Consider the following 25,053-nt stretch of genomic DNA (forward strand, 5'->3'; position numbering starts at 1 on the left):
AGGGCGCAGGCGATCAGGCCCCGGTGGTCGCGTGGATGGAGCACCACCAGGTGGTCCTGTACCTGGGTACGCTCGTGGCCGGCGCCGTCCTGGGGCTGGCGGCTCCCGCAGCCAGCAGCCTTCTGGAGGCGGCTGTCTCCCCGGTGCTGGTCACGCTGCTGTACACGACCTTTCTCGGTGTCCCCTTCCATCGCCTGCGGGCCGCCTTCGGCGATGCCCGGTTCATGGCGGCGCTTGTGGCGGTCAACTTCCTCGTGGTGCCGGCGGTGGTCCTGCCTCTGTCCCGACTGGTCGCCGATGAGTCGGGGCTCCTGGTCGGCACCCTCCTGGTGCTCCTGGCGCCCTGCGTCGACTACGTCATGGTCTTCACCCGACTGGCCGGCGGCGCATGGTCACGCATCCTGGCGGCATCTCCGGTGCTCATGCTCCTCCAGGCCCTCGTCCTGCCACTGTGGCTGGCCCTCGCTGCCGGCTCACCCGGGGCTCAGGGAGGTGGTATCAGCTGGCGGCCTTTCGCGCAGGCCTTCGTCCTCATGATCGCACTGCCCATGGGGCTATCGATCCTCACGCGGTGCGCCGCACCCCGGGTCCGGTCCGCCGACCGGCTCGCTTCAGCAGCGACGGCGCTCATGGTTCCGCTCATGATGGCGACCCTGCTGCTCGTCGTCGCCTCCCAGGTTCCCCACGTCGCCTCCCGGCCCGACGTCGTCGCCCGGGTGGTTCCCCTCTTCGTGGCTTTCGCTCTGGTGATGCCGGTTGTGGGAGATGTCGCCGGGCGCATGGCTCACCGGGGACGCCAGGAGCGCCTGGCTCTCGCCTTCTCCGGGACCACCCGTAACTCGTTGGTGGTTTTGCCGTTGGCTCTCGCGCTGCCCGATTCCATGGGGATGGCGCCGATTGTGGTGGTGGCTCAGACGTTGGTGGAGCTCGTCGTCATGGCAATCGGTGTCCGTCTGCTTCCCCGCCTTATTCGATAGGGGACTGTGGGGAAGAAACCGATGCAATGATGATGTATTGATGTCAATGATGCAGAAGAACGACGTGGCCTGTGGGTCTCGGACTGCTCCGAGCCCCACAGGCCCCTGTCGTTGAGGGTGGCATCGCCCCTGGATCCCATATTCCAGAGGAGAATCAACCCTCCTTCGCCAGAGCGGCTCGCGCCGAGCTCCCTATCAACTCGGGCGGCCTCGAAATCCGATCGGTCATTGGGCTCCCCAACCCTCGCGACCAGTTCCGTCCGGCGGCGGTCACTATGTAACCCACTGCTCCTGAGGGAGCACTTCAATGTACCTGAGAATACTCTGGGAATCTAGCTGCGGAATTTGTTTCGTTTTCCTGGGGCTGGAGAAGGCCTTTTCAAAAGAGGGAAATATTGTCAATCTTTGGTGTATTTTAAACGTATAGGCAACCCTTTTGTGTTGATTCTCGTCGGTGTTGTCCCGGAAGTGCCGTGTATTGTTCATCCGTCCAACCGTTAATCAACGGGCGGAAGGTAGTGGTTGTCCGGCTCAGGGCGCCGGATGCCGCCAGCCCCCGATCTCTCCAAGGAGCAGTTGCCTATGCCGCAGGTCACCGGAGCCGTTCATGAAGTGGGTGTCGACCAGCTCTTCTTCTCCACCACTGATGCACGTGGCGTCATCCGCCACTCGAACAACGTCTTCATCGAGCTCTCGCGCTACCGGCGTGATGAGCTCTCCGGCGCCCCGCACAACATCATTCGCCACCCGGAGATGCCCGGAGGTGCCTTCAAGGCCATGTGGGACACCCTCAAGGCAGGCAGCCCCTTCGCCGCCTACGTGCGCAACCTCGCCGCCGACGGCAGCGAGTACGACGTCTTCGCCACCGTCACCCCGCTGTCCGACGGCGGCTACCTCTCGGTGCGCACCCGACCGGTGTGCTCCGACCTGTTCGACACCGCCTGTGCCATCTACCGCGACGCCCGCGCCACAGAGGACCAGGCCATCGATGGCGGGGCCAACCGTCGGGCGGCGGCCGAGGAGGGGCTGGGCCGCATCGCCGAGATGCTGGCCGGAGCGGGCCTGTCCTCCTACGAGGAGTTCCAGAACACGGCCCTGCCGGCGGAGGTGGCGCGTCGTGAGGAGCTCTCCGACGGTATCCCGGTGCGCCCCGACGCCGCCGGGGACCTGCGCGTCATGCTTGACTCGGTCACCAGGATCGCCGCCGGGCTCGACTTGTGGATGTCCGGTCAGCAGCAGCTCGCCGAGCTCTCCGCCTCACTCAAGGCCGCGGGGAAGGGACTGACCCGGACTCTGGAGGACCCTCGCCTGAGTGTCGAGCACATCGCCGCCCTGGACCGCTCCGACCCCAGGATCAAGCCCCTGGCCGACCTGCTGGACCTGTGGACCCAGATGCAGGTTCTGGTCAGCCCCCTCGTGGCGAGGCTCGTCGACACCCTGGCCCAGCTCGACACCAACGGCGCCCGCACCCGCTTCCGCATCGCCCTGGCCCGTCTGCACACCACCATCACCTCCCTGTTCACCGTCGAGCTCATCGACGGCGTCGGAGACCCGCAGTACTCGGCGCAGGCCATCCCCGACCTCATCGAGTCGTTGCGTGAGGGCATCGCCGAGATGGAGCGTCAGGCTCAGGCCCACCGCGCCCTCGCGGCCCAGGCGGTCGCCTACATCGGCGAGGCCAGCCGCATGATGACGATCCCGAACCAGCTCCTCATGCTGTGGACCGGTTCAGCCGCGTCTCGCGACCCGGAGCTGCCCGCCATCGCCGCAGAGCTCTCCAGTGCCGCCTCCGGCGTGGTCGAGTCCGTGGGCCGTCGCCTGGCCGAGCTCGACGACCTCGCTGCCCGCTGCCAAGCCACTCATGTCGCCGACAACTTCGCGGAGCTGGGGGAGGCCCTGGACTCCTTCACGACGGCGGCCGGAGCTGTCGCCCCGAGCTGAACGGGTGCGGTGCCGGTCGGCGAACGTATCCGTTCACCAACCGGCGCCGCTGCGCTGACCGAGTGCTAGGCGGGCTCGCCCCGCCCGACCGGGCTCAGTAGGAGTCGGTCTCGGAGCGCGGGGAGTCCTGAGCCGTTGCCTCAGTGGGCGCCGCCCCCGGGTAGTCCACGTGTCGGTCCTGCACGGGGCTCGTCGGTGAGGCGTACCCGTAGGGGCCGGGTTGCTGCGGCCCGGTGGAACCGGCCGCGCTCGAGGGTGCTGAGAGGGCGCCCTGTCCGACAGACGCGGTTCCCACCGGAACGGGCACGGGAACGGGGGAGGCCCAGCGCAGCTCATCGCGAGGGACCTCGTAGACCACACCGGGGTAGCGACCGAACTGCTCCTCGCTGGGCACGGCCGAGGAGGTGGAGTCCAGCACCGAGAGCATCTGCTCCGGCGTCGGCCACGAACCGGACCGCCCGCTGCCGCTGGGAGCCGGCGGCGGGAACCACGCCGTGAACTCCGGCGGACGGATCATGATCCGCCCCGGGCGGGTGCGGTCGCGCAGGGCGTGGGCGCGCCAGGTGATGACCGGGTGCGTGGACCGCCAGACGGTCATGTGGAGCCACAGTCCCTTCTCCCGGGTGGCGCGATCCGCCAGGGCGTGGGTGTTGACCTCGGCACCCAGGTACTTGCCGCCGGAGAGCACCCCCACGACCCCGGGCACACCCGCAGGCGCGTAGGTGTAGCCGTGGTTGTCCGCCGTGTACTCCTGCGCCCGAACCAGCGCTTTGCCCAGAAGCGGGACGTTGAGGCCGAGGGTGACGAACAGCAGGCGCAGCATGGAGATGTGGCCCGCGGCGAGGTGCCCGACCTCGTGCCCGATCACGAAGCGCAGCGCCTCAGGGTCGCGGGCCCGGCCACCGATCTCGAACATGTCGGAGTGGACGACCACGAAACGCCGGTAGCCGTGGCCGGCCGCGAAGGCATTGATCTGACCGTTGCCCATGGTCACGTAGGCATCGGGGACCCGGCGCAGGCCGAACTGCTGGGCCGCCTCGACAACCATCCGATAGCCCTCCGGGAACTGGGTGGGACTCATCTGGACCGCGGTCGCGCGGAGCTTGGCGTACAGCATCGCGCGCGCCACCCACAGGATGATCGGGATGAGGGGCACCAGCAGGAGGAACTGCATGCCGCTGTTCTCCTGGCTGAGGAAGAAGTCGCGAACCTGCGCCCCCAGACCGGTGGGCTCAGGCACGGCGACCAGCCAGATCACCAGGGCGATCCACACCAGGTAGGCCAGTGCAGTCGCCATGCTGGTCGCGATCAGGAGTGGGATCTCGGCGGGGTGACGCAGCTTGCGGATGCCCTTGATGCCGTGAACGGTCGCGCCGTTGAACATCCGGGGGCGGGAGGGCGGCACGGCCGGCGGCGGTGGGCCAAGGGGACCGGGGACGGTGGATGGAACATGTGGTGGCATGACGGCAACCTAAACGACTCGCCGCTGGATTCATCTCCTGCCCCAGGAGGATCTTCACCTCTGGCGTATCGGCCGTCTGGTGGGAAAAGGTGCGGTTGATCGCTTCCCTCGAACGGCGCTGTCGCTCCAGCAGTCCTGCAGGAGGTGGGGATCCGGCGGGACCTGACGCCGTCGATCGCGACCCCGTAGGCTCCTGCCCGTGCCGCACTCCGCCTCGCCGTCTTCGCCGTTCCTGTCCTCGCAGCCTCTGCCCTCCCTGTCCGGGAACCCGGACCACACCGTGCCCTGGGGTATGCAGATCGCCGTGCGCTACGACAAGGTCCACCCGCCCCGGAGGATCGACGTCGCCGAGGCGGCCGCCCGCGCCGTCGTCTCCCTCCTGGCCTCACCCGCCGCCGCCCCCGGCGGGCCGTGGAACCCGGCCGTCGACTACTGGCGCGACGGGCGCATCCGCAAGCTCGTGCGTCGGGCCCGCGGCAAGCGCTGGGAGGAGGTCCAGGACATCGACGGCGTCACCGTCACCCAGGACGGCCCGGCCGGCTGGGGGCAGGCGGCCGCCCGCGCCTTCGTGCCCGGGCCGGTGCGCCCCCTGCCCGGGGCCCTGGCCAAGACCCAGGTGGAGGGCACCCACTTCCCGCCCGGTGACGAGCTGCCCCCGCCGCCCGCCGAGATCACTGCGCGCGTCGCCCGGGACCCGGCCGCGGCCGAGCGGATCGCGCTCACGGCGGCGTCGGTCTCCACCGGGGCCCTCGTGACGATCGAGGTGACCCCCCTGCACGAGATGACCTCGGGCAAGCTGGCCGCCCAGTGCGGCCACGCCGCCCAGCTGGCCTGGGAGAGCAGCGCCATGCCCCCCGCCATGAGGCGGGCCTGGGCCGAGGACGGCTACCGGGTGCGCGTCGTCGTGCCCAGCCGGGAGCAGTGGGAGACCACCACCCGGCCCGTCAGCGTCACCGACGCCGGCTTCACCGAACTCGACGGCCCCACCGAGACGACTCGCGCCTCCTGGTGAGGGTGCGGTACCTGGGTGTCCCTTCGCGCAGGGGCGCCGGCGACCCGCCAGACATCCTCCATCGGCCCGCCATCGCCGCCAGGGCGGCCTGTCCCCGGACTCCCGCCCGGGCGAGCGTCTCAGGAGCCGTGGCGCCCTGAATCGGGAACTGCGTTTCCCTCCCAGAACGTACTTGTCCTCCAGATGACTGAGGCCGGATCCCAGTCATCTGGAGGACAACGCAGTCCTCGTCGAAGAAGGACGTCCCCGATCGGGTACCTACTGGGACTGCTCCTCGGGCTCCGGCACCCCGCGGAACACCCACAGCCGGATGAACACGTAGAGGTAGATACCCTCGCAGCAGGCCGAGATGACGCGCGCCAGCTCGGCATTGACCCCGAACCAGTGCAGCAGTGAGGACAGGCCCAGGATGAAGATGACGTACTGGCTGACGACCCCGGCCATGTAGCCCGCCCCCTGCTGGACGACGTGCCCGTGGGCCTGGAAGTTCAGCCACCGGTTGAGCAGGAAGGAGTAGACCGCCGCGATGGCGTAGCCGACCGTGACCGCCACCGGGTAGAACCAGTGAAGGTGGTTGTAGAACACCCACAGGCAGGTGATGTCCAGGAGGAAGGCGGAGCCGTTGATGATCGCGTAGCCGATGAAGGTCACCGGCAGCCGACGGCGCACGAAGCCCGGCAGGACGGAGTGGATCGCCGTGATGAGGCGCAGGAAGACCTCCGGAGCACGGCGGGTCGTGGAGGCGGAGGACTCGACGGTGGGCGCAGCTCCTTCAGCGGTCGTGGTCCCGGGGGCCCGGTCGTCCGTCGCGGTTCCTGCCATGAGGTGTCCTTCCCTGTGAACGCTCCTGTCAGAGGGAGTCTTCCCCGACCGCGCCGGATGGGCAAGTTCCGAAAGGAGGAACAACGGCCCGCCGGGTCATCCGTGCGGCGCAGAGGCGGCCGGCGTCAGGGCCTGGGCGACTTCGCGGCGCAACAGCTCGCCGCCGGCGTCGGCCGGGTGGTGGATAGTGCGCAAGCCCACCTCGCGGGCCGCGGCGATGTTGGTGGCGCTGTCATCGACGAACAGGGCCTGGTCCGCCTCCACCCCCGCGAGCTCCAGCAGCCGGTGGAAGTAGGCGGCATCCGGCTTGGCCACCCCCAGCGTGCAGGAGTAGCCGTCGATGTCGCACAGGCCGTCATAGCCCAGCTGCTCACGCATCCAGGCCCGACGCTCCCACTGCTGATTGGTGGCCAGGACTGTGGTGTAACCCGCCTTGCGCAGGTCTCTCACCAGCTGCCAGGCCACGGGGTCGGGTGTGGCCCGGTGCCACATCTCCAACAGGTCCGATGCGCGCAGCTCCAGCCCCAGGTCCTTCACCACCCGCTCCAGCAGCTCGGTGAGGGTCTCCCGACCTGCCAGGGCGTCGGTCTCACCATCGATCATGGCCTGGGCGAAGGCGGGGCCGCCGCCGCGGGTGAGCGCCTCGCCCCACGGGGTGCCGATGAGCTGAAGGACGCCGTCGGCATCGAGCAGGACGGCGCGCACGGGTGTGGACGAGGCGGGAGGGATGACCGGCTGAGAGATGCTCACACCCCGATTCTGCCCTACCTCGCGGTGGGTTTGCTTGGGAGGTCGGTCGGGGCGTGGGGCGCACCGGTGGAAGACTGGGGCCATGACTGATGCCGCCAGCACCCCCACCCGTGACGCTGCCGCGATCCTGCACGACGACGACGCCTACACCGACTCCCTCATCGACTTCGTCACTGCCTCGCCCAGCTCCTACCACGCCGCCGCCGAGGTCGCCCGCCGCCTGGAGGAGGCCGGCTTCACCCGTGCCGACGAGACCATCACCTGGCAGGAGGACCTGCCGCGGCGCGGCTACGTCCTCCGCGACGGCGCCATCGCCGCCTGGGCGCTGCCCGAGACACTCGCCCCGGGGGCGGGCCTGCGCATCGTCGGCGCCCACACCGACTCCCCGGCCCTCAAGCTCAAGCCCGCCGCCGCCCTCGTCCGCTCCGGCTGGCAGCTCATCAACGCCGAGGTCTACGGCGGCCCCCTGCTCGCCTCCTTCCTCGACCGCGAGCTGGGCCTGGCCGGACGCCTGACCACCCGCGATGGCGCCGTCCACCTCGTGCGCACCGGCCCCATCGCCCGCGTGGCCCAGATCGCCCCGCACCTGGACCGCAGCGTCAACGACACCCTCCACCTGGATCGCCAGACCCACCTGCTGCCCCTGTGGTCGCTGGCCGGACCCGACGCCGCCCCCGACGCCGTCGAGACCCACCTGTGCGAGATCGCCGGCATCGACCCGGCTGAGCTCGCCGGCCACGACGTCCTGACCTACCCCACCCAGGCGCCCGCCCGCTTCGGCCGCGACGGAGAGTTCCTGGCCTCCTCCCGCCTGGACAACCTCTCATCCGTCCACGCCGGACTGGTCGCCCTCGAGGCGCTCGCGGCTGCCGGGACCAAGCCCACTGAGCCCGTCATCCTGGTCGCCTTCGACCACGAGGAGGTCGGCTCGGACACCCGCTCCGGGGCGGGCGGCCCCTTCCTCGAGACGCTCCTGCGGCGCCTGGCTCGGGTCCTGGGCGTCAGCGGTGACGGCCTCGATGCCCTCCTGGCCCGCTCGACCTGCGTGAGCGCCGACGCCGGGCACTCCGTCCACCCCGCCTACGCCCACCTGCACGACCCGGCCGTCCAGCCGCTCATCAACCATGGCCCCCTGCTCAAGATCAACGCCCAGCAGCGCTACGCCACTGACGCCGCGGGCGCCGCGATCTGGGCGCGGGCCTGTGCCGCTGCCGGCGTGCCCAGCCAGGACTTCGTCTCCAACAACGCCGTGCCCTGCGGCTCCACCATCGGCCCTATCACCGCCACTCGCCTCGGCATCACCACGGTAGATGTCGGCGTGCCCCTGCTGAGCATGCACTCGGCCCGCGAGATGGGCGGCGTCAAGGACGGCCCCTGGCTCGCCCAGGCCCTGCACGCCTACTGGCAGGGGGCCTGAGCGTGGCGGGGCAGCGAGCCGGCCGCAGGGGGGACCGGCCGGACTCGCCGATCCGCGCCGCCGGTGTGCACGGCGCCGCCCCCTGCCCCTGCGGCAGCGGCGCAACCTACGCCGAGTGCTGCGAGCCGCTCCACGACGGCGCCCCGGCGCCCACCGCCCAGGCCCTCATGCGCTCGCGCTACACGGCCTTCGTCGTCGGCGACGAGGACTACCTCTTCCGCACCTGGCACCCGCGCACCCGCCCCGAGGGGCCCTACTGCCACCCCGGGACCCGGTGGACGGGACTGGTTATTCACGAGACCGTCGACGGCGGGATGGACGACGAGACCGGCCTCGTGGAGTTCACCGCCACCTACCGCAGCGGCGACGGGCGTGGGGGAGTGGTGGACGACGCCCTGCGTGAGCGCTCCCGATTCACCCGCCGCGCCGGCCGCTGGCTCTACCTCGACGCCGTCGGATAGGGCCGGCGGCCCAGGGGTGACCGGAGCGGACGGGACAGATGGAGTCCCGTCAGCTCCAGGTGCCGCGCCAGTACTGGATGGGCCAGGGGGCCTCGTCCCAGGAGCGCACCCCCAGGTCGGCCGCCCAGCGCAGCGGCAGGTAGGGGTCGCGCAGAGCTGCTCGGCCCACGGCGATCGCGTCGGCCTGCCCGGAGATGAGCGCCTGCTCGGCCTGGGCCGCCTCCTCAATGAGACCCACGCCCACCACCGGGACATCGCTGCCGGCCACGGCCCGCCTCACCTGCTCGGCCAGCGGCAGCTGGTAGCCGGGCCCCACCGGGACCTCGGCCGGGACGTTCCCGCCGCTGGAGATGTGCAGGACGTCGACGCCGGCCTCCACCAGCTCGCGGCTGAAGGCGGCGGTCTCCTCCCCGGTGACGCCGCCCTCGGCCCAGTCCGAGGCCGACAGGCGGATGTCGAGCACCGTCTGCGACCCGATGGCCTCGCGCACGGCCCGCACCACCTCAAGCGGGAAGCGCTGCCGGTTCTCCACGCTTCCGCCGTAGGAGTCGGTGCGCTGGTTGGACAGGGCGGAGCGGAACTCGTGGATGAGGTAGCCGTGGGCCCCGTGGATCTCGACGACGTCGTAGCCGGCTTCGACGGCGCGCCGCGCGGCCGCCGCGAAGGCCTCCACGATCCGACCGATCCCGGCCTCGTCCAGCTCGCTGGGAACCGCGTGCTGGGGGAAGGGGATCGCGCTGGGGGCCAGCAGCTCCCAGCCCTCCAGGGTGCCGGTGCGCGCGCCCTCCACCTTGGGGCGCCACGGAGGGGTCCCCGACTTGCGCCCGCCGTGCCCGATCTGGATACCCGCCAGGGCCCCGCCGGCGTGGATCGCCTCCACCAGGCGGCGCTGGCCGGCGACCTGCTCGTCCGACCACAGCCCCAGGTCGTTGGGGGACAGGCGCCCCTCGGGGGTGACTGCCGTGGCCTCCACGATGACCGTGCCGAAGCCGCCCACCGCACGGCTGGCGTAGTGGACCACGTGCCAGTCGGTGACGATGCCGTCCTGGGCCTCGACCGAGTACATGCACATCGGCGGCAGCCACAGGCGGTTGCGGGCGGTCAGCCCGCGCATGGTCATTGGCTCAAGAATGCGCAGTGCGCTGGAGGAAGTCATGGCCTCACGCTACTCTCCCGACCGCTCGGCCGACATGGGGCGGGAATCACCCGTGCGATGACCCCCATGGACGCCATAGGCTCCCGGGCGTGATCTCGCGTCCCGTCCCCGTCACCGACCCTGTTCAACGGCCCGTCCCCGTCTCCGACCCTCACCACCGGCCCGCACCCATCACCCACGGACCCGACGACGTCGCCCTCGTCTTCGAGAGCGGCGGCATGCGCGGGGCCTACACGGCCGGCCTCGTGCGCGTCATGCTGGAGGCCGGTCTCTCCTTCCCCTGGGTCGGAGGCATCTCAGCGGGCTGCACCAACACCTGCAACTTCGTCTCCCGGGACACCTGGCGCACCCGCGAGGCCTACCTGGGACTGACCACCGACCCTCAGGCCGGCGGCTGGGGCAGCTTCGTGACCGGCAAGGGCTACTTCAACTCCGAGCACATCTACCTGCACACCTCCGCCCCCGACGAGTCCATCCCCTTCGATTGGGAGACCTTCGCCGCCTCACCCACCACGGTGCGCCTGGGCGCCTTCCGCTGCGACACCGGCGAGGAGGTCTACTGGGGCCTGGAGGACATGCCCACCATGGGCGACCTGCTGGTGCGGGCCCGGGCGTCGTCGTCGATGCCGGTGCTCATGCCCATGGTCGAGGTCGACGGCGCCCCCTACGTGGACGGCGCCGTCGGGCCCACCGGCGGCTTCGCCATCGATGCCGCTCGTGCCGACGGCTACGACAAGCTGCTCGTGGTCATGACCCGCCCCGAGGGCTACCGCAAGCCGCCCATGCGACGCCACGAGATCGGGATCCTCCAGCGGCTCTACCCCCGCTACCCGGCCCTGGTCCAGGCCGTCATCGACCGCCCCGAGAACTACAACCGCACCGTCGAGGAGCTGGAGCACCTGCGCAGCCAGGGACGCGTCTACCTCTTCCGGCCCGAGCGCATGCCCATCGCCAACGGCGAGCTGCGCTACGACCGCATCGTCACCGCCTTCGAGGCCGGACTGGCCCAGGCCCGCCGCGAGCTTCCCGCCATTGAGGCCTTCCTGGCGAGCTGAGCTCAGTGCGGCAGGGCGACGCCGTAGCGGTCGATGTCCTGGCCCTCATCGAAGCCGAAGGTGATGATCGGGGGCACCGGCTTGCCGTTGTCGAGGGAGGCGGCCAGCAGCTCCAGGACGTGGCGCTCGTGCGGCGGGACCGCCTCGGGCAGGTCGGCCAGTGAGAACCAGCGCAGACCCGCGTTCTTGGCCGGCTCACGCACGGCCGGCGTGCCCGTCCAGGTCCGCAGCGTGAAGAACAGGTCAATGCGCTGCTCCAGGGCCGCGCCGCCCAGGTCATTGGTGCGATGCATCGCCGTCAGTGCGCTGAGGTCCGTCGCCTCGACGCCGATCCCCAGCTCCTCATCGGTCTCGCGCAGAGCCGTCTCCAGGACGCTCTCGGCGGCCTCGACGTGCCCCGAGGCGCCGCAGGCCCAGTGCCCGTCCATGTAGCCGGTGTTCCGCCGCAGCTGGAGGAGCACCTGGGTCGCGATGCTCGCCGCTGCGGCATCCTCGCCCACGGCACCCGGATCGGGACGCAGGAGGTAGACGTAGGCGGCGGGAACGAGGGTGAAGGAGTGGGCGGCCATGGCGACCACCGTAGACCAGGTGCCGGAGCGGAGCCGGACGGGTGGGGGATATGAGGAGAACGGTCGGGATACGGAAGACGGGGACTCATGAAACCATCAGGAATGTAGGCGATGCTCCGGTGCAGTCAGTCATCAGTGGCCGTCTACGGCAGCTTTGCAGCGTGCCCGTCCTGGGGCATCTGAGAATCACCTCGACGGTAACGCTGCCGGCTCGACGTCGGACAACTAGGATCCACCCTGGGGTGACGGGAGATCTCGGCCCCAGTCCGCGGACCCGACGTCGCCGCCGACCGCCAGTCGTCGACACGATCAATGATGACCGATGCCGACCTGAGCCCGACCGACGCCCCGTTGACGTCGATTGACGACGCTGCTTGAGGAGGACCCGATGCAGACCAGCCTTACTCGGCTCACAGCCGACGACGGAACGCGTCTGGTCGTGCACATCTGGCTCCCCGAGTGGCTCATCGACGGCTCCCTCCTGGTGGCCGACGCCCCCGAGGCCGACGCCCCAGCGCCCACCTCGGCCGCGACGCGTCCGCAGGTGCCCGGCGCTGCCCGCCCCCGGGGCATCATCGTCATCGCCCACGGCATGGCCGAGCACGCCTCGCGCTACGCCCGCTTCGCCGCCTCGGCGGTGGAGGAGGGCTATGCGGTCCTGGCCGGCGACCACCGCGGCCACGGGGCCACCGCCGCCCCGGGCGGCTTCGGCTTCGTCGCCGAGAAGGGCGGCTGGGAGAGGGTCGTGGCCGACATGGGCATCGTGCTGGACGCGGCCCGGCGGGCCTGGCCCGATGTTCCAGTCTTCCTCATGGGCCACTCCTGGGGCTCCTTCCTGGCCCGCGACCTGGCCGCGCGCCGCGGCGACGAGTTGGCCGGCCTCATCCTGCTGGGGACCGGCTCAGGAACTGGTGCGCTGACCCGTCCCGCCGCCGCGGTCTGTGCCGGGGAGTCCCGGCTGCGCGGCCCGCGCCACCCCTCTCGGCTGCTCAACGCGCTCGCCTTCGGCCCCTACCAGCGCCACTTCGCCCCCAATCGCACCGAGGCCGACTGGATCAGCCGGGACGTTCATGAGGTCGACCGCTACGTCGCCGACCCCTGGTGCGGATTCGTGTGCACCGCCAGCTTCTTCCGCGACCTCGTTGCCGGAGGAAGGTCCGTCAATACGGCCGCCCACGCCACGGCCGTGCCCGCGCAGCTGCCTATGCTCCTGGCCTCCGGTGACCGGGACCCGGTCGGCGCCATGGGGCGGGGCGTCCAGCGCTCCGCCACCCTCTACCGCCGCGCCGGCGTGCGGGAGGTCTGCGTCATCCTTTATCCGGGCGGGCGCCACGAGCTGCTCAACGAGACCAATCGGGATCAGGTCACCGGCGACATCCTCACCTGGATCGACGGACACCTGCCTGAACTGTGAGAACCGACGGGTAATCACGGATTCTCAGGCGGATACCCGGGTAATTCTTGTAGGAAACCTACAAGTTGCGCGGTGGCTCTTCGGTGGGAACCGGTCGTTCGTCAACTCTGCGATCCCCGTAGGGTGGAGTCATGGTCACCAAACTCTCCTCCACGTCAGCCGCCGGCAGCCTCGCCCACAGTCCCGCGCTCGCCCGCGTTCGCGAGGCCGGCCTGGTCCTGGCCGGAACGCTCTCCCTGATCCTCATCGGCCAGATCACGATCCCCCTGCCCTTCACTCCCGTTCCGATCACCATGGGTACCTTCGCGGCCCTGGCTGTCGGTGCCGTGCTCGGCTCGCGCCGTGGCGCCCTGTCCGCGCTGCTCCTCGGTGCCCTGGCCGCTGTTGGGGCCCCGGTCCTGCACGGCTGGAAGGGCGGCGCCATCGTGACCTTCGGTTACGTCGTCGGATACGTCCTCATCGCCCTCATCGCCGGACGCGCCGCCACCGTATGGTCGCGCCACTCCGGCTCCCTGGCATCTCGGGTCGCCACCGGCGTCGCCCTCATGCTGCTGGCCTCGGCCTCGGTCTATGTCCCGGGCCTCATCTGGCTGAAGGTCGCCACCGGCGCCAGCTGGAGCACTGCCCTGAGCCTGGGCCTGGTGCCCTTCATCGCGGGAGACATCCTGAAGTCCGTGGTCGCCACCGGCCTGCTCCCCGCGCGCAGCCGCCTTCGCTGACCGCCTGACGACGCGGGTCGGACCCTCCGTGTGCCCCGCCGGGCTCCACGCTCGGCGGGGCACACGGGCCTGAGGGCCCGCTTCGGGGTGGTCGGAGGGGGTTAGAGTGCCCGTATGAGTCAGCCCGAAAGGCGGGCCGTACCCGTCCTGTCCGTCATGGACATGGTCCCCGTCAGCGCCGGATGCAGCCGCACCGACGCTCTTACCGACATGATCGCCCTGGCTCGAGCCGCCGACGCCGCCGGCTATGAGCGCTACTGGTTGGCCGAGCACCACGGCTCCACCACCTACCTGTCCTCGGCGACCATCGTCCTCATGGGGCAGGTCCTGGCCGCCACCGAGCGCCTGGGTGTCGCCTCCGGCGGGATCATGCTGCCCAACCACGCCCCGCTCGTCATCGCCGAGCAGATCGGCACCCTGGCCACCCTCTACCCCGGCCGGGTCGATCTGGGACTGGGGCGGGCCCCGGGCACCGACCGGCGCACGGCCGCTGCACTGCGCCGGCGGGCCTCCGAACCGGGTCGTTTCGCCGAGGAGATCCTGGAGATCCTCGCCTACCTCGGTGACGAGCCCGTGCCGGAACGGGTCCCCGGCTCCCTCCTCCTGGGCGCCCCCGGCAATCCCGACGACGCCCTCCACGCCCCTGAGCCCGGCGGCCCCCGCGTGCGGGCCATCCCCGGGGAGGGCACCCGCCCGACCGTGTGGGTGCTCGGCTCCTCGGTCAACGGTGCCCGCGTGGCCGGCCGGCTCGGACTTCCCTTCGCCGTGGCCTCGCACTTCGCCCCGGTCCAGGCCGAGGCGGCGATCGCCACCTACCGCTCCGTCCTGGAGCCCCGTACCGACGACGCTCCCGGCCCTCAGTGCGCGCCGGACGTCCCCCGGGTCGCGGCCGCCGTCAACGTCATGGTGGCCCCCAGCCAGGAGGAGGCCCGCCTGCTGTTCAGCACCGCCATGGCCGCCGCCGCCCGCATCGTCGGCAACCGGCCCGGGCCGCTGGACCCGCCCAGCCAGGACCCCCAGGCCTGGCGCGCCTACGCGCCCGGCCGGGAGGACGCCGTCGAGGCGGCCATGTCCCTGTCCTTCGTGGGCACGGCCGACGACGTCGCCACCCGCCTGCGTGAGCAGGCCGCCCGGTGGGACCTCGACGAGATCCTCGTGGTCACCTACGCCCACGACCCGGCCCTGCGGCGCCGCTCCTACGAGCTGCTCGCCCAGGCCTGGAACGCCTGAATGCGCTGGTATCTCACGGTTTGACTCCCGTGCTACGTGACGGTCCTGTTTCCTCGGTGGACGTACTATCCCCGCCTGTGGGCGGCGCCTGAGCTCCTCAGCGTGCCGAAACCCTCTGATCCAGTGACGAATCCTCGTCGGTTCCATGCCCCATGGAGGTCGCATGAACAACGCCCTGACAGTGTCGCGCCGTGGCTTCGGGCTCGGCGCGGCCGCCTTCGGCCTGCTCCTGGTCTCAGGATGCTCGCGCGGATCGAGCTCGGAAGGAGGCGGTCTGGGCAGCGGCAGTGGCAAGCTGACCCTGGCCTACAACTCCGACGGCCCCCACAAGACCTGGGCCGAGGCCGTGTGCCACTCGGTGTCCAACGTCCTGGGCATCACCATGGAGCCCCTGCCGGTGGCCCAGTTCTCCGAGATGCGCTCGGCCATCACCAAGCACACCCTCCTGGGCGCCTTCCGCTCCGGATGGTCGGCCGACTACCCCTCGCTGGAGAACTTTCTCAACGCCACCTTCCAGACCGGCGCCAGCGCCAACGACGCCCAGTACTCCTCGAAGACCTTCGATGACCTCCTGGCTCAGGCGGCGGCCGCCACTGACCCCCAGACCGCCTACAGCTATTTCCGCCAGGCCCAGTCCCAGCTCTTCACCGACCTGCCCGGCATCCCGCTGTGGTACCAGAACGGCTTCGGCGGCTACTCCCGCAACGCCTCCAACGTCGACTTCAACTGGACCGCCACCCCGGTCTACGAGGAGGCCCGCTCCAGCGCCAACGGCGGCGTCATCCTGGCCAATCTCTCTGAGCCGCAGAACTCGCTGCTGCCCACCAACACCAACGAGGCCAATGGTGGGCGCGTCCTCGACCTGGTCTTCGCCGGCCTGATCCGCTACGACAAGGACGGCAAGGTCATCAACGAGGTGGCCTCCTCCATTGAGACCACGGACAATCAGCACTTCACGATCACCCTCAAGCCGGGCTGGACCTTCTCCGACGGCAGCCCGGTGACCGCCGACTCCTTCATCAAGGCCTGGAAGTTCGGCGCCCTGCTGTCCAATGCCCAGCTCGGCTCCTCCTTCTTCGAGAGGATCAAGGGCTTCTCCTACGACGAGGACTCCGAGCTGACCGGGTTGACCAAGGTCGATGACCTCACCTTCACCGTCGAGCTGAACGCTCCGGCGTCGGACTTCAAGATCAGCCTGGGGCACTACGCCTACTACCCGATGCCGGAATCCGCCTTCAAGGATCCCAAGGCATACGGCGCCAAGCCCGTGGGCAACGGCCCCTACCGCTTCGTCTCCTGGGACCACGACAGCCGAATCGTCCTGGAGCCCAACCCCGCCTACGCCGGCGGGCGCACCGTGGCGAACAAGGGCATCACCTTCAAGCTGTACACGAGCCTGGACTCGGTCTACAACGACCTGCTCGCCGATGCCATCGACATCGCCGACGGAGTCCCCGACTCCTTCCTGCCCATCTTCCAGAAGCAGCTGGGTGAGCGCGCCATCAACAAGCCGGCCGCCTTCTTCCAGGGGATCGCCATCGACGTCACCCACGAGCACTGGAAGATGGACGAGGAGGGGCGCGCCCGCCGCGCCGCCATCTGCCGGGCCATCGACCGCAAGCTCATCTGCGACAAGCTCTACTACGGCACCCGCACGCCCGCCAAGGACTTCACCGCCCCCACCGTTGTGGGCTGGACGGCAGATGTCCCGGGCAACGAGGTCCTCACCTACGACCCGGACGAGGCCAGACGCCTGTGGGCGCGGGCCGAGGCCATCTCCAAGTTCTGAGGGAGGAAGAAGGAGACATGCTTCGCTACGTCGCACGCAGGCTGCTGCAGATGGTCCCGGTGTTCTTCGGTGCCACGCTGCTCATCTACGCCATGGTCTTCGCCCTGCCGGGCGACCCGATCGCCGCGCTCGGGGGCCAGCGCTCGCTCAGCCCCGAGGTGATCGACCAGATCAAGGCCAGCTACCACCTCGACAAGCCCTTCATCGTCCAGTACCTGCTCTATCTCAAGGGACTGTTCACCCTGGATCTGGGCCAGTCGCTGCGGGGAACCGAGTCCGTCCTCGACGTGCTGGTGCGGGCCTACCCGATCACCATCAAGCTCTCCCTCATGGCCCTGGCCTTCGAGGCCATCGCGGGCATCGGCTTCGGCCTCATCGCCGGAGTGAGGAAGGGCGGCTGGTTCGACGCCACCGTCCTGGTGCTCTCCCTGGTGGTCATCGCCGTGCCCACCTTCGTCATCGGCTTCGTTCTGCAGTTCATCGTCGGGGTCCGCCTGGGGTGGCTACCGGTCACCGCCGGCGAGAGCCCCGGCTTCACCGAGCTCCTCATGCCCGCGGTCGTGCTGGGCGCCGTCTCCTTCGCCTACGTGCTGCGCCTGACCCGCACCGAGGTGGCCGAGAACCTCACCGCCGACCACGTGCGCACCGCCCGGGCCAAGGGCCTGAGCGGGGCCCGCGTCATGATCGTCCACGTCCTGCGCAACTCCCTGGTCCCGGTCGTCACCTTCCTGGGCGCGGACCTGGGGGTCCTCATGGGAGGCGCCATCGTCACCGAGGGCATCTTCAACATCAAGGGCGTGGGAGGCACCCTCTACTCCGCCATCATCCGCGGTGACGGCCCCATGGTCGTGTCCTTCACGACCGTGCTCGTGCTCGTCTTCATCGTCTCCAACCTCCTGGTGGACCTGCTCTACGCCGCCCTGGACCCGAGGATCCGCTATGCCTGAGAACACCGAGAACCCCGAGAACCCCGAGAACCTCGAGAACACTGTGTCTGCCACGCCCTCGCCTGCCGTCCGCCCGGGCCAGGAGCGCTTCGTCATCGCCGACGACGAGATCGGCCTGGGTGCCGTCGACGCCGTCGCCGACGAGTCCGCCCCGGCCTCCGTCTGGGTCGACGCCTGGAGGCAGCTGCGCCGTCGACCCATCTTCTGGGTAGCCTCGGTGCTCATCGCCGTGGCCGTGGCCTTCTCCCTGGTCCCCGGGCTCATCGCCCCGCGCGACCCCGGCTACTGCACGCTGGTCAACTCCTACCAGGGGCCCTCCTGGGGCCACCCCTTCGGATTCGACATCCAGGGCTGCGACATCTTCGCCCGCACCGTCCACGGCGCCCGAGCCTCAGTGAGCGTGGGCATCTTCACCACCCTCGTCGTGGTTCTCGTCGGCTCGGCCGTCGGGGCCCTGGCCGGGTTCTTCGGTGGCTTCTTCGACGCGCTGCTCTCACGCGTCACCGACATCTTCTTCGCCGTGCCCTTCGTCCTGGCGGCCATCGTCGTCATGCAGATGTTCCGCAACGACCGCTCGATCCTCACCGTCATCCTGGTCCTGGCCCTGTTCGGCTGGCCCCAGATCGCCCGCATCACGCGAGGCTCGGTGATGAGCGTCAAGAACGAGGACTACGTGACCGCCTCGCGGGCGCTGGGCTCGGGACGCATGGCCATGCTGCTGCGCCACGTCATGCCCAACGCCGCCGCTCCCATCATCGTGACCGCCACCGTCGAGCTCGGCGTCTTCATCGTCTCGGAGGCCACCTTGAGCTTCCTGGGCATCGGCCTGCCCTCCTCGGTCGTCTCCTGGGGCGCGGACATCGCGGCCGCCAAGGACGCCCTCAACAGCCACCCCAGCGTCCTGCTCTTCCCTGCCGGCGCACTGGCCCTGACCGTGCTCGGCTTCATCATGCTCGGCGACGTCGTCCGCGACGCCCTGGACCCGAAGGCCCGCAAGTGACACCCTCCAACGCATCCACCGCCACCGCCTCAGGCGCCTCCGACAAGACCTTCGCCCCCGCGGCCTCCTGGAAGGCCGAGAGCGACCCCCTCCTGGAGATCAGCGACCTGGAGGTCGCCTTCCGCTCCTCGACCGGGCTCGTCCCGGCCGTGCGCAAGGCGAACCTGACCCTCTACCCCGGCCAGTCCGTGGCCATCGTGGGGGAATCGGGCTCGGGCAAGTCCACCCTGGCCCACGCCGTCATCGGGCTGCTGCCCGGAACCGGTCGGGTCACCGGCGGCACGATCCGCTTCCAGGGTCGCGACATCACCCACCTGGGCACCCAGGAGCTCACCGCCCTGCGCGGCTCCTCCATCGGCCTGGTGCCCCAGGACCCCATGTCCAACCTCAACCCGGTGTGGTCCATCGGCTTCCAGGTCAAGGAGGCGCTGCGGGCCAACGGCCTGGCCGGCGTCGCCGACGACCGCCTCGCCCACCTCATGGCAGAACATGCCGAACATGCCGAGCACACTGGGCACGCCCAGAAGGCGGCCACCTCGGCCGGCGGGCGCATCGACGTCGACGAGCAGGTGGCCCTCCTGCTGGAGCAGGCCGGCCTGCCCGAGGCCTCCCGGCGGGCCAAGCAGTACCCCCACGAGTTCTCCGGCGGCATGCGCCAGCGCGCCCTCATCGCCATTGGCCTGGCCGCCCGCCCCGACCTGCTCATCGCCGATGAGCCCACCAGCGCCCTGGACGTCACCGTCCAGCGACGCATCCTCGACCACCTCCAGACCCTCGTGCGCGAGCTGGGCACCGCGATGCTCTTCATCACCCACGACCTGGGGCTGGCCGCCGAGAGGGCCGAGCACATCGTCGTCATGCACCGCGGCCGGGTCGTCGAGTCCGGACCCAGCCTCGAGGTGCTCCAGGACCCCCGTCACCCCTACACCCAGCGGCTGGTCAAGGCCGCCCCCTCCCTGGCCTCCCGGCGCATCGAGTCCGCCCACGCCCGCGGCATCCAGGTCACCGACGATGAGCTCCTGGGCGCCAGCCTGGGATCGAGCGCCACCGAGGAGATCCTGCGCGTGGAGCACCTCACCAAGGTCTTCGAGGTGCGCGGCGCCAAGGGCAAGGACAAGACCCTCACCGCCGTCGACGACGTCAGCTTCGGTATCCGCAAGGGCACGACGACGGCGCTCGTGGGCGAGTCCGGCTCGGGCAAGTCCACGGTCGCCAACATCATCTTGAACCTCATCGACCCCACCTCCGGCAAGGTGTTCCACGATGGGGTGGACCTGTCCACCCTGGGTCCCAAGGAGCTCTTCGCCCTGCGGCGCATCATGCAGCCGGTCTTCCAGAACCCCTACGGTTCCCTGGACCCGATGTACTCGATCTTCCGCGTCGTCGAGGAACCGCTGCGGGTCCACGGGATCGGCACCGCCAAGGAGCGCGAGGCGCGCGTCGCCGAGCTGCTCGACATGGTCTCCCTGCCGCGCTCGGTCATGCGCCGCTATCCCCACGAGCTCTCCGGCGGTCAGCGCCAGCGCGTCGCCATCGCCCGCGCCCTGGCCCTCAAGCCGCAGATCGTCGTTCTCGACGAGGCGGTCTCCGCCCTGGACGTGCTGGTCCAGGCCCAGATCCTGCGCCTGCTGTCCGACCTGCAGTCCGAGCTGGAGCTGACCTACCTGTTCATCACCCACGACCTGGCCGTCGTGCGCCAGATCGCCGACGACGTCGTCGTCATGGAGCACGGGCGCGTCGTGGAGTCCGGGGCCGCCGACGAGCTCTTCGCCAACCCGCGCCAGGACTACACCCGCGAGCTCATCCGGGCCGTCCCCGGAGCCGGCATCGACCTCTACGGCGATGAGGCACCCTCCGGGTCCGAGAGCTGAGGATGGACATCTGACGACGCGGCGGTGGACTTTCAATCCACCGCCGCGTTTCATTTCCCCTCGAATATCGACCAGTTGGGCATTTCCTGAATGCTGGAAATGTATCCATTGAGTTTCGCTCGGCAGGTATTGTGACCCTGTTCATTTGTTCGTACACGGTGTCACCTTCACGGCTGTCAGGTGCTCGTGCCACGGGCTGGTGTTCCATGCACCGGTGGGTTGTCCGAAGGAGGAGAACGCATGCTCCCGTACCTGGCGCGCCGGATCGCGAACTACGCGGTCCTGCTGTTCATCGCCACGTCGTTGGCCTATCTGCTGGCCTCGGCCTCCCTGGATCCCTCGGCCCTGTGGAACCGTCAGGATCCCTCCCTCAACTGGGACGCCATTCACGCCAACCTCGTGAAGTACAACATCAGTCACGACCTGCCCGTGTGGGACCGCTACGTCACCTGGCTGCGCAACGTGCTCTTCCACTGGGACTGGGGGCGCACCCCCAAGGGTGAGCTCATCAACACCCTCATCGGCACTAAGATCTTCGTCTCGGTGCGGCTGGTCTTCCTGGGGGCCGCCATCGGCATGGTCGGGGGAGTGGCCCTGGGGGCCTGGACCGCCACGCGCCAGTATCGCTTCTCCGACCGCGCGATCTCCCTGATCTCCATGATTATCATCTCCACCCCCGCCATGGTCATCGCGATCCTCCTGCAGGTCCTGGCCGTCCAGATCAACCGCAGCTCCGGCTTCCAGATCTTCGAGTTCACCGGTGAGGGGGAGGGCGCCCTCGGTCGCCTCCAGCACCTGCTGCTTCCCACCCTGTCGATGTCGCTGGGCGGTATCGCCTCCTACTCCCGCTTTCAGCGCAACCTCATGCTCGACACCCTGGGCGCCGACTACGTGCGCACCGCCCGCGCCAAGGGCCTCATCAAGCGCAAGGCGCTGACCCGCCACGCGCTGCGCACCGCGCTCATCCCCATGGCCACCTACTTCGCCTTCGCCCTGGCCACCCTGTTCACCGGTGCTGCCATCACCGAGCGGGTCTACGGCTGGCACGGCATGGGCGAGTACTCCATCAGCGCGATCTCCGGTATGGACATCAACGGAGTGACGGCCGTGGTCGCCTTCTCCGGGCTGTGCACCCTCACCGGCGCGCTCCTGTCCGATGTCTTCGTGGCGATCGTCGACCCGAGAGTGAGGGTGAGCTGACCCATGGCGCGCAATGCTGAACCCAACGGGATGGCCTCCATCGGCAAGCAGATGACAGTGGGCGGCTACGCCGCCGTCGAGCAGGGCGGGGAGGCCCCGCTGAGCCCCGAGGACCTGGGCGACATCACCAAGGAGACCCCCAGGGACTCCCGGCGTCTGACCCGCAGGCAGATCATCACCCGGCGCTTCTGGCGCAACAAGGGGGCCGTCGTCGGCGCGATCGGCTTCCTGCTCATGGTGCTCTTCGCGCTCCTCGGTGACGCCGCGACCCACTGGACCTTCACCGACGTCGACTCCTCCGCCTTCCTGCAGGCCCCCAGTGCCGATCACTGGTTCGGCACCACCCAGGGCGGCCGCGACGTCTACGCGATGGTCGTGGAGGGCACCCGCAAGTCCATGATGATCGGCGTCTTCGTCGCCCTGCTCCAGACGGGCATCGCCGCCGTCATCGGGGCCTCGGCCGCCTACTTCGGCGGCTGGTGGGAGAAGATCGCCCTGTGGGCCACCGACCTGCTCCTGGTGGTGCCCTCCTTCCTCATCATCGCGATCCTCTCCCAGCGGGCCGGAGCCGCCAAGGGCTCCATCGCGCTGTTCATCATCCTGCTGGCCGGCTTCGGGTGGATGCTCACGGCCCGCGTGGTGCGCTCCCTGACGCTGAGCGTGAAGAACCTGGAGTACGTCAATGCCGCCCGCTTCATGAACGTGCCCAGTCCCGTCATCATCGCCCGGCACATCCTGCCCAACATCGCCTCCCTGCTCATCGTGGACGCCACCATCAACGTGGCTTACGCCGTCATCAGCGAGACGACGCTGTCCTACTTCGGTTTCGGGGTCCAGTCGCCCAACACGTCCCTGGGCACCCTCATCGCCGAGGGGCAGCGCTCCGCGACCACCTACCCCTGGATCTTCCTGGCCCCGGCCGCCGTGCTCGTCCTCATGCTCCTGTGCGTCAACGTCATGGGTGACGGTCTGCGCGATGCCATCGATCCCTCGTCCAAGTCAGGAGGCAAGGCATGACCCCCACGAGCAGCACCCGCACGTCCGCCGAGGCCACGAAGAGTGCCGCGGCCGTGCCCGCCGTCGATGCCCGCAGAGGCGACGACGCGCTGCCGGACCCCGCCAGCACGGCTCCGCTGCTGGAGGTCACCGACCTGCAGGTCTCCTTCCCCTCCGAGGACGGGCGCGTCAACGCCGTGCGCGGAGTCAACCTGTCCGTCGCCCGCGGTGAGGTGCTGGCCCTGGTCGGTGAGTCCGGCTCGGGCAAGTCCGTTACCTCGACGGCGGTCATGGGACTGCTCGACGAGTCCGCCGAGGTCACCGGCTCGGTGCGCCTCCACGGCACCGAGCTGCTGGGGCGGCCCGACGGCTACATGTCCCGCATCCGCGGCTCCCAGGTCGCCATGGTCTTCCAGGACCCGCTCAGCGCCCTGACCCCCGTGTACACGGTGGGCGCCCAGATCGTCGAGGCCCTGCGGATCCACCAGCCCGGCATGAGCGAGGCGGACGCCCACAAGCGCGCCGTCGAGCTGCTCGACCTGGTGGGCATCCCCAACCCGCAGGTGCGCGCCAAGGCCTACCCCCACGAGTTCTCCGGTGGTATGCGCCAGCGGGCCGTCATCGCCATCGCGATCGCCAACGACCCCGATCTCATCATCGCCGACGAGCCCACCACGGCCCTTGACGTCACCATCCAGGCCCAGATCCTTGACGTGCTGCGTACCGCCCAGAAGGAGACCGGTGCCGGCGTCATCATGATTACCCACGACCTGGGGGTCGTGGCCGGCATGGCGGACCGGGTGGCCGTCATGTACGCCGGGCGCATCGTGGAGACCGGCGACGTCGACGACATCTTCTACCGCTCGCGCATGCCTTACACGATCGGCCTGCTCGGCTCCCTGCCCCGTCTGGACGCGCGCAAGGACTCGGCCCTGGCCACCCTGGAGGGCAACCCGCCCTCCCTGCTCGAGCTGCCCCGAGGGTGCCCCTTCATCCCCCGCTGCCCCATGGCCCGGGCCGAGTGCGCTCAGGGAGAGCCGCAGCTCGCCCTCGTGGAGCGCGGCGGGACCGACGGCCAGGAGGCCGGCTCCGGCGCCCAGTACTCGGCCTGCCACCGCCGAGACGAGATCGAGCGGGACCAGCTCGACTACTCCCACATCTACCCCGTGCCGGCTCTCAAGACTCCCGAGACCATGAGCCTGCCGCACGCCGAGCGCCCCGAGGTCCTGCGCGTCACCGACCTCGTCAAGGAGTTCCCCCTCATGAAGGGCGCCGTCTTCAAAAGACGCGTGGGCACCGTTCACGCCGTCGACGGCGTCTCCTTCGACGTCCGCCGGGGCGAGACCCTGGCCCTGGTCGGCGAGTCCGGATGCGGCAAGACCACCACCCTCATGGAGGTCCTCTCCCTCCAGGCGCCCCAGGAGGGCACGATCGTGGTCCTGGGCAAGGACACGGCCGACCTGGGGCGGGCCCAGCGTCGCCAGGTGCGCCGCGACCTGCAGATCGTCTTCCAGGACCCCATGGCCTCCCTGGACCCGCGCCTGCCGATCTTCGACATCATCGCCGAGCCGCTGCGGGCCAACGGCTGGAAGAAGGCGGACATCGGGCCGCGCATCGAGGAGCTCATGGAGCTCGTCGGGCTCGAGCCCAGCCACGCCAACCGCTACCCGCGCAACTTCTCCGGCGGGCAGCGCCAGCGCATCGGCATCGCCCGCGCCCTGGCCCTCGAACCCAGCCTCCTGGTCCTCGATGAGCCGGTCTCCGCCCTGGACGTGTCCATCCAGGCCGGCGTCATCAACCTGCTCGACGAGCTGCGCGCCACCATGGGGCTGAGCTACCTCTTCGTGGCCCACGACCTGTCAGTGGTGCGGCACATCGCCGACCGCGTCGCCGTCATGTACTTGGGACGGATCGTGGAGATCGGCGACGTCGACACCATCTTCGAGGCCCCGGCCCACCCCTACACCCAGGCCCTGCTCTCGGCGATCCCCATCCCGGACCCGGCCAAGGAGCGCGGCCGCAGCCGCATCGTCCTGGAGGGCGACATGCCCAGCCCCGCCAACCCGCCCTCGGGTTGCCGCTTCCGCACCCGCTGCCCGAAGTTCGCCTCAGGACTCACCGACGACGAGCGATCGGCCTGCCTGGGAGCCATGCCGGAGTTCCGCTCCCAGGGTGAGGACCACGACGTCGCCTGCTACTACCCCGAGCGCACCGCGGTCTTCTGACGTCGCTCGCCCCCGAGTCCACCCATCACACTGTCCACCG

21 protein-coding genes are annotated in these 25,053 nt (G+C 69.8%); 16 read left to right on the plus strand and 5 right to left on the minus strand.

Features of this window, described 5'->3' with window-relative positions; genetic code table 11:
* Positions 1 to 977: arsenic resistance protein (locus tag HMPREF3165_RS01920; RefSeq protein ID WP_256274767.1), on the plus strand; the 977-nt coding region annotated here is incomplete at its 5' end.
* A gap of 582 nt (positions 978 to 1,559) precedes the next feature.
* Positions 1,560 to 2,918, plus strand: coding sequence for a PAS domain-containing protein (locus tag HMPREF3165_RS01925; RefSeq protein WP_070510473.1), 1,359 nt, complete (start codon positions 1,560 to 1,562; stop codon positions 2,916 to 2,918).
* Positions 2,919 to 3,012: 94 nt separating this feature from the next.
* On the opposite strand, the gene HMPREF3165_RS01930 is transcribed toward HMPREF3165_RS01925, so the two are convergent.
* Entirely contained in the window at positions 3,013 to 4,302 is a 1,290-nt protein-coding gene (locus tag HMPREF3165_RS01930; protein ID WP_070510475.1) for a M48 family metalloprotease, read from the minus strand.
* A 277-nt stretch (positions 4,303 to 4,579) separates the two neighbouring features.
* Here HMPREF3165_RS01930 and HMPREF3165_RS01935 point away from each other — a divergent pair, with 277 nt between their 5' ends.
* Positions 4,580 to 5,392 (plus strand): peptidyl-tRNA hydrolase, encoded by an 813-nt coding sequence (locus HMPREF3165_RS01935; RefSeq protein WP_370991887.1) that lies wholly within the window; start codon positions 4,580 to 4,582, stop codon positions 5,390 to 5,392.
* Between the two features lie 258 nt (positions 5,393 to 5,650).
* On the opposite strand, the gene HMPREF3165_RS01940 is transcribed toward HMPREF3165_RS01935, so the two are convergent.
* Positions 5,651 to 6,214, minus strand: coding sequence for a GtrA family protein (locus HMPREF3165_RS01940; protein WP_070510478.1), 564 nt, complete (start codon positions 6,212 to 6,214; stop codon positions 5,651 to 5,653).
* A gap of 96 nt (positions 6,215 to 6,310) precedes the next feature.
* On the minus strand, positions 6,311 to 6,964 hold the full coding sequence (locus tag HMPREF3165_RS01945; protein WP_070510481.1) for an HAD family hydrolase: 654 nt from the start codon (positions 6,962 to 6,964) through the stop codon (positions 6,311 to 6,313).
* 82 nt (positions 6,965 to 7,046) lie between these two features.
* On the opposite strand from HMPREF3165_RS01945, the gene HMPREF3165_RS01950 reads away from it, so the two are divergent.
* Both HMPREF3165_RS01950 and HMPREF3165_RS01955 read left to right on the plus strand, forming a co-directional pair.
* Positions 7,047 to 8,381: a M18 family aminopeptidase gene (locus tag HMPREF3165_RS01950; RefSeq protein ID WP_070510482.1), complete on the plus strand. Its 1,335-nt coding sequence runs from the start codon at positions 7,047 to 7,049 to the stop codon at positions 8,379 to 8,381.
* A 2-nt stretch (positions 8,382 to 8,383) separates the two neighbouring features.
* A complete protein-coding gene (locus HMPREF3165_RS01955; protein WP_070510484.1) occupies positions 8,384 to 8,842 on the plus strand; it encodes a YchJ family protein in 459 nt (152 codons plus the stop codon).
* Between the two features lie 49 nt (positions 8,843 to 8,891).
* Here HMPREF3165_RS01955 and HMPREF3165_RS01960 read toward each other — a convergent pair whose 3' ends face one another.
* Positions 8,892 to 9,998 (minus strand): NADH:flavin oxidoreductase/NADH oxidase, encoded by a 1,107-nt coding sequence (locus tag HMPREF3165_RS01960; RefSeq protein WP_070510486.1) that lies wholly within the window; start codon positions 9,996 to 9,998, stop codon positions 8,892 to 8,894.
* Between the two features lie 89 nt (positions 9,999 to 10,087).
* On the opposite strand from HMPREF3165_RS01960, the gene HMPREF3165_RS01965 reads away from it, so the two are divergent.
* Positions 10,088 to 11,053, plus strand: a complete 966-nt coding sequence (locus tag HMPREF3165_RS01965) for a patatin-like phospholipase family protein (protein WP_070510488.1) — start codon at positions 10,088 to 10,090, stop codon at positions 11,051 to 11,053.
* A 2-nt stretch (positions 11,054 to 11,055) separates the two neighbouring features.
* On the opposite strand, the gene HMPREF3165_RS01970 is transcribed toward HMPREF3165_RS01965, so the two are convergent.
* The gene (locus tag HMPREF3165_RS01970) at positions 11,056 to 11,622 is read right to left on the minus strand and encodes an NUDIX domain-containing protein (RefSeq protein WP_070510490.1); all 567 of its coding nucleotides are present in this window, start codon (positions 11,620 to 11,622) and stop codon (positions 11,056 to 11,058) included.
* Positions 11,623 to 12,010: 388 nt separating this feature from the next.
* Between HMPREF3165_RS01970 and HMPREF3165_RS01975 the strand changes: the two genes are divergently transcribed.
* The 10 genes from HMPREF3165_RS01975 to HMPREF3165_RS02020 all read left to right on the plus strand — a co-directional run bounded on the left by HMPREF3165_RS01975 (position 12,011) and on the right by HMPREF3165_RS02020 (position 25,013).
* The gene (locus HMPREF3165_RS01975) at positions 12,011 to 13,036 is read left to right on the plus strand and encodes an alpha/beta hydrolase (RefSeq protein WP_070510492.1); all 1,026 of its coding nucleotides are present in this window, start codon (positions 12,011 to 12,013) and stop codon (positions 13,034 to 13,036) included.
* Between the two features lie 131 nt (positions 13,037 to 13,167).
* Complete coding sequence (locus HMPREF3165_RS01980; protein WP_070510495.1) at positions 13,168 to 13,755, plus strand: biotin transporter BioY; 588 nt, start codon at positions 13,168 to 13,170, stop codon at positions 13,753 to 13,755.
* A gap of 114 nt (positions 13,756 to 13,869) precedes the next feature.
* Complete coding sequence (locus HMPREF3165_RS01985; RefSeq protein WP_070510497.1) at positions 13,870 to 14,985, plus strand: MsnO8 family LLM class oxidoreductase; 1,116 nt, start codon at positions 13,870 to 13,872, stop codon at positions 14,983 to 14,985.
* A 163-nt stretch (positions 14,986 to 15,148) separates the two neighbouring features.
* The gene (locus HMPREF3165_RS01990) at positions 15,149 to 16,774 is read left to right on the plus strand and encodes an ABC transporter substrate-binding protein (RefSeq protein ID WP_070510498.1); all 1,626 of its coding nucleotides are present in this window, start codon (positions 15,149 to 15,151) and stop codon (positions 16,772 to 16,774) included.
* A gap of 17 nt (positions 16,775 to 16,791) precedes the next feature.
* Entirely contained in the window at positions 16,792 to 17,721 is a 930-nt protein-coding gene (locus HMPREF3165_RS01995; protein WP_070510500.1) for an ABC transporter permease, read from the plus strand.
* On the plus strand, positions 17,714 to 18,721 hold the full coding sequence (locus HMPREF3165_RS02000; RefSeq protein ID WP_070510502.1) for an ABC transporter permease: 1,008 nt from the start codon (positions 17,714 to 17,716) through the stop codon (positions 18,719 to 18,721). Before HMPREF3165_RS01995 ends, HMPREF3165_RS02000 begins: the two co-directional genes overlap by 8 nt.
* The gene (locus HMPREF3165_RS02005; protein WP_070510504.1) at positions 18,718 to 20,592 is read left to right on the plus strand and encodes a dipeptide ABC transporter ATP-binding protein; all 1,875 of its coding nucleotides are present in this window, start codon (positions 18,718 to 18,720) and stop codon (positions 20,590 to 20,592) included. The genes HMPREF3165_RS02000 and HMPREF3165_RS02005 overlap by 4 nt, the downstream gene beginning before the upstream one ends.
* Before the next feature lie 240 nt (positions 20,593 to 20,832).
* Positions 20,833 to 21,792, plus strand: a complete 960-nt coding sequence (locus tag HMPREF3165_RS02010) for an ABC transporter permease (protein ID WP_003787284.1) — start codon at positions 20,833 to 20,835, stop codon at positions 21,790 to 21,792.
* A gap of 30 nt (positions 21,793 to 21,822) precedes the next feature.
* Positions 21,823 to 22,809, plus strand: a complete 987-nt coding sequence (locus tag HMPREF3165_RS02015) for an ABC transporter permease (protein ID WP_070510612.1) — start codon at positions 21,823 to 21,825, stop codon at positions 22,807 to 22,809.
* Positions 22,806 to 25,013, plus strand: coding sequence for a dipeptide ABC transporter ATP-binding protein (locus tag HMPREF3165_RS02020; protein WP_070510506.1), 2,208 nt, complete (start codon positions 22,806 to 22,808; stop codon positions 25,011 to 25,013). Before HMPREF3165_RS02015 ends, HMPREF3165_RS02020 begins: the two co-directional genes overlap by 4 nt.
* The last annotated feature ends 40 nt before the right edge of the window (positions 25,014 to 25,053 follow it).

The organism is Actinomyces sp. HMSC08A09, from assembly GCF_001807465.1.
GTDB lineage: Bacteria > Actinomycetota > Actinomycetes > Actinomycetales > Actinomycetaceae > Actinomyces > Actinomyces oris.

Bases quoted from the DNA above. Each gene is read 5' to 3' on its own strand.
- HMPREF3165_RS01925 (WP_070510473.1), top strand. From the start codon at position 1,560: ATGCCGCAGGTCACCGGAGCCGTTCATGAAGTGGGTGTCGACCAGCTC.
- HMPREF3165_RS01930 (WP_070510475.1), bottom strand. From the start codon at position 4,302: ATGTTCAACGGCGCGACCGTTCACGGCATCAAGGGCATCCGCAAGCTG.
- HMPREF3165_RS01940 (WP_070510478.1), bottom strand. From the start codon at position 6,214: ATGGCAGGAACCGCGACGGACGACCGGGCCCCCGGGACCACGACCGCT.
- HMPREF3165_RS01950 (WP_070510482.1), top strand. From the start codon at position 7,047: ATGACTGATGCCGCCAGCACCCCCACCCGTGACGCTGCCGCGATCCTG.
- HMPREF3165_RS01960 (WP_070510486.1), bottom strand. From the start codon at position 9,998: ATGACTTCCTCCAGCGCACTGCGCATTCTTGAGCCAATGACCATGCGC.
- HMPREF3165_RS01970 (WP_070510490.1), bottom strand. From the start codon at position 11,622: ATGGCCGCCCACTCCTTCACCCTCGTTCCCGCCGCCTACGTCTACCTC.
- HMPREF3165_RS01975 (WP_070510492.1), top strand. From the start codon at position 12,011: ATGCAGACCAGCCTTACTCGGCTCACAGCCGACGACGGAACGCGTCTG.
- HMPREF3165_RS01980 (WP_070510495.1), top strand. From the start codon at position 13,168: ATGGTCACCAAACTCTCCTCCACGTCAGCCGCCGGCAGCCTCGCCCAC.
- HMPREF3165_RS01985 (WP_070510497.1), top strand. From the start codon at position 13,870: ATGAGTCAGCCCGAAAGGCGGGCCGTACCCGTCCTGTCCGTCATGGAC.
- HMPREF3165_RS01990 (WP_070510498.1), top strand. From the start codon at position 15,149: ATGAACAACGCCCTGACAGTGTCGCGCCGTGGCTTCGGGCTCGGCGCG.
- HMPREF3165_RS01995 (WP_070510500.1), top strand. From the start codon at position 16,792: ATGCTTCGCTACGTCGCACGCAGGCTGCTGCAGATGGTCCCGGTGTTC.
- HMPREF3165_RS02000 (WP_070510502.1), top strand. From the start codon at position 17,714: ATGCCTGAGAACACCGAGAACCCCGAGAACCCCGAGAACCTCGAGAAC.
- HMPREF3165_RS02010 (WP_003787284.1), top strand. From the start codon at position 20,833: ATGCTCCCGTACCTGGCGCGCCGGATCGCGAACTACGCGGTCCTGCTG.
- HMPREF3165_RS02015 (WP_070510612.1), top strand. From the start codon at position 21,823: ATGGCCTCCATCGGCAAGCAGATGACAGTGGGCGGCTACGCCGCCGTC.
- HMPREF3165_RS02020 (WP_070510506.1), top strand. From the start codon at position 22,806: ATGACCCCCACGAGCAGCACCCGCACGTCCGCCGAGGCCACGAAGAGT.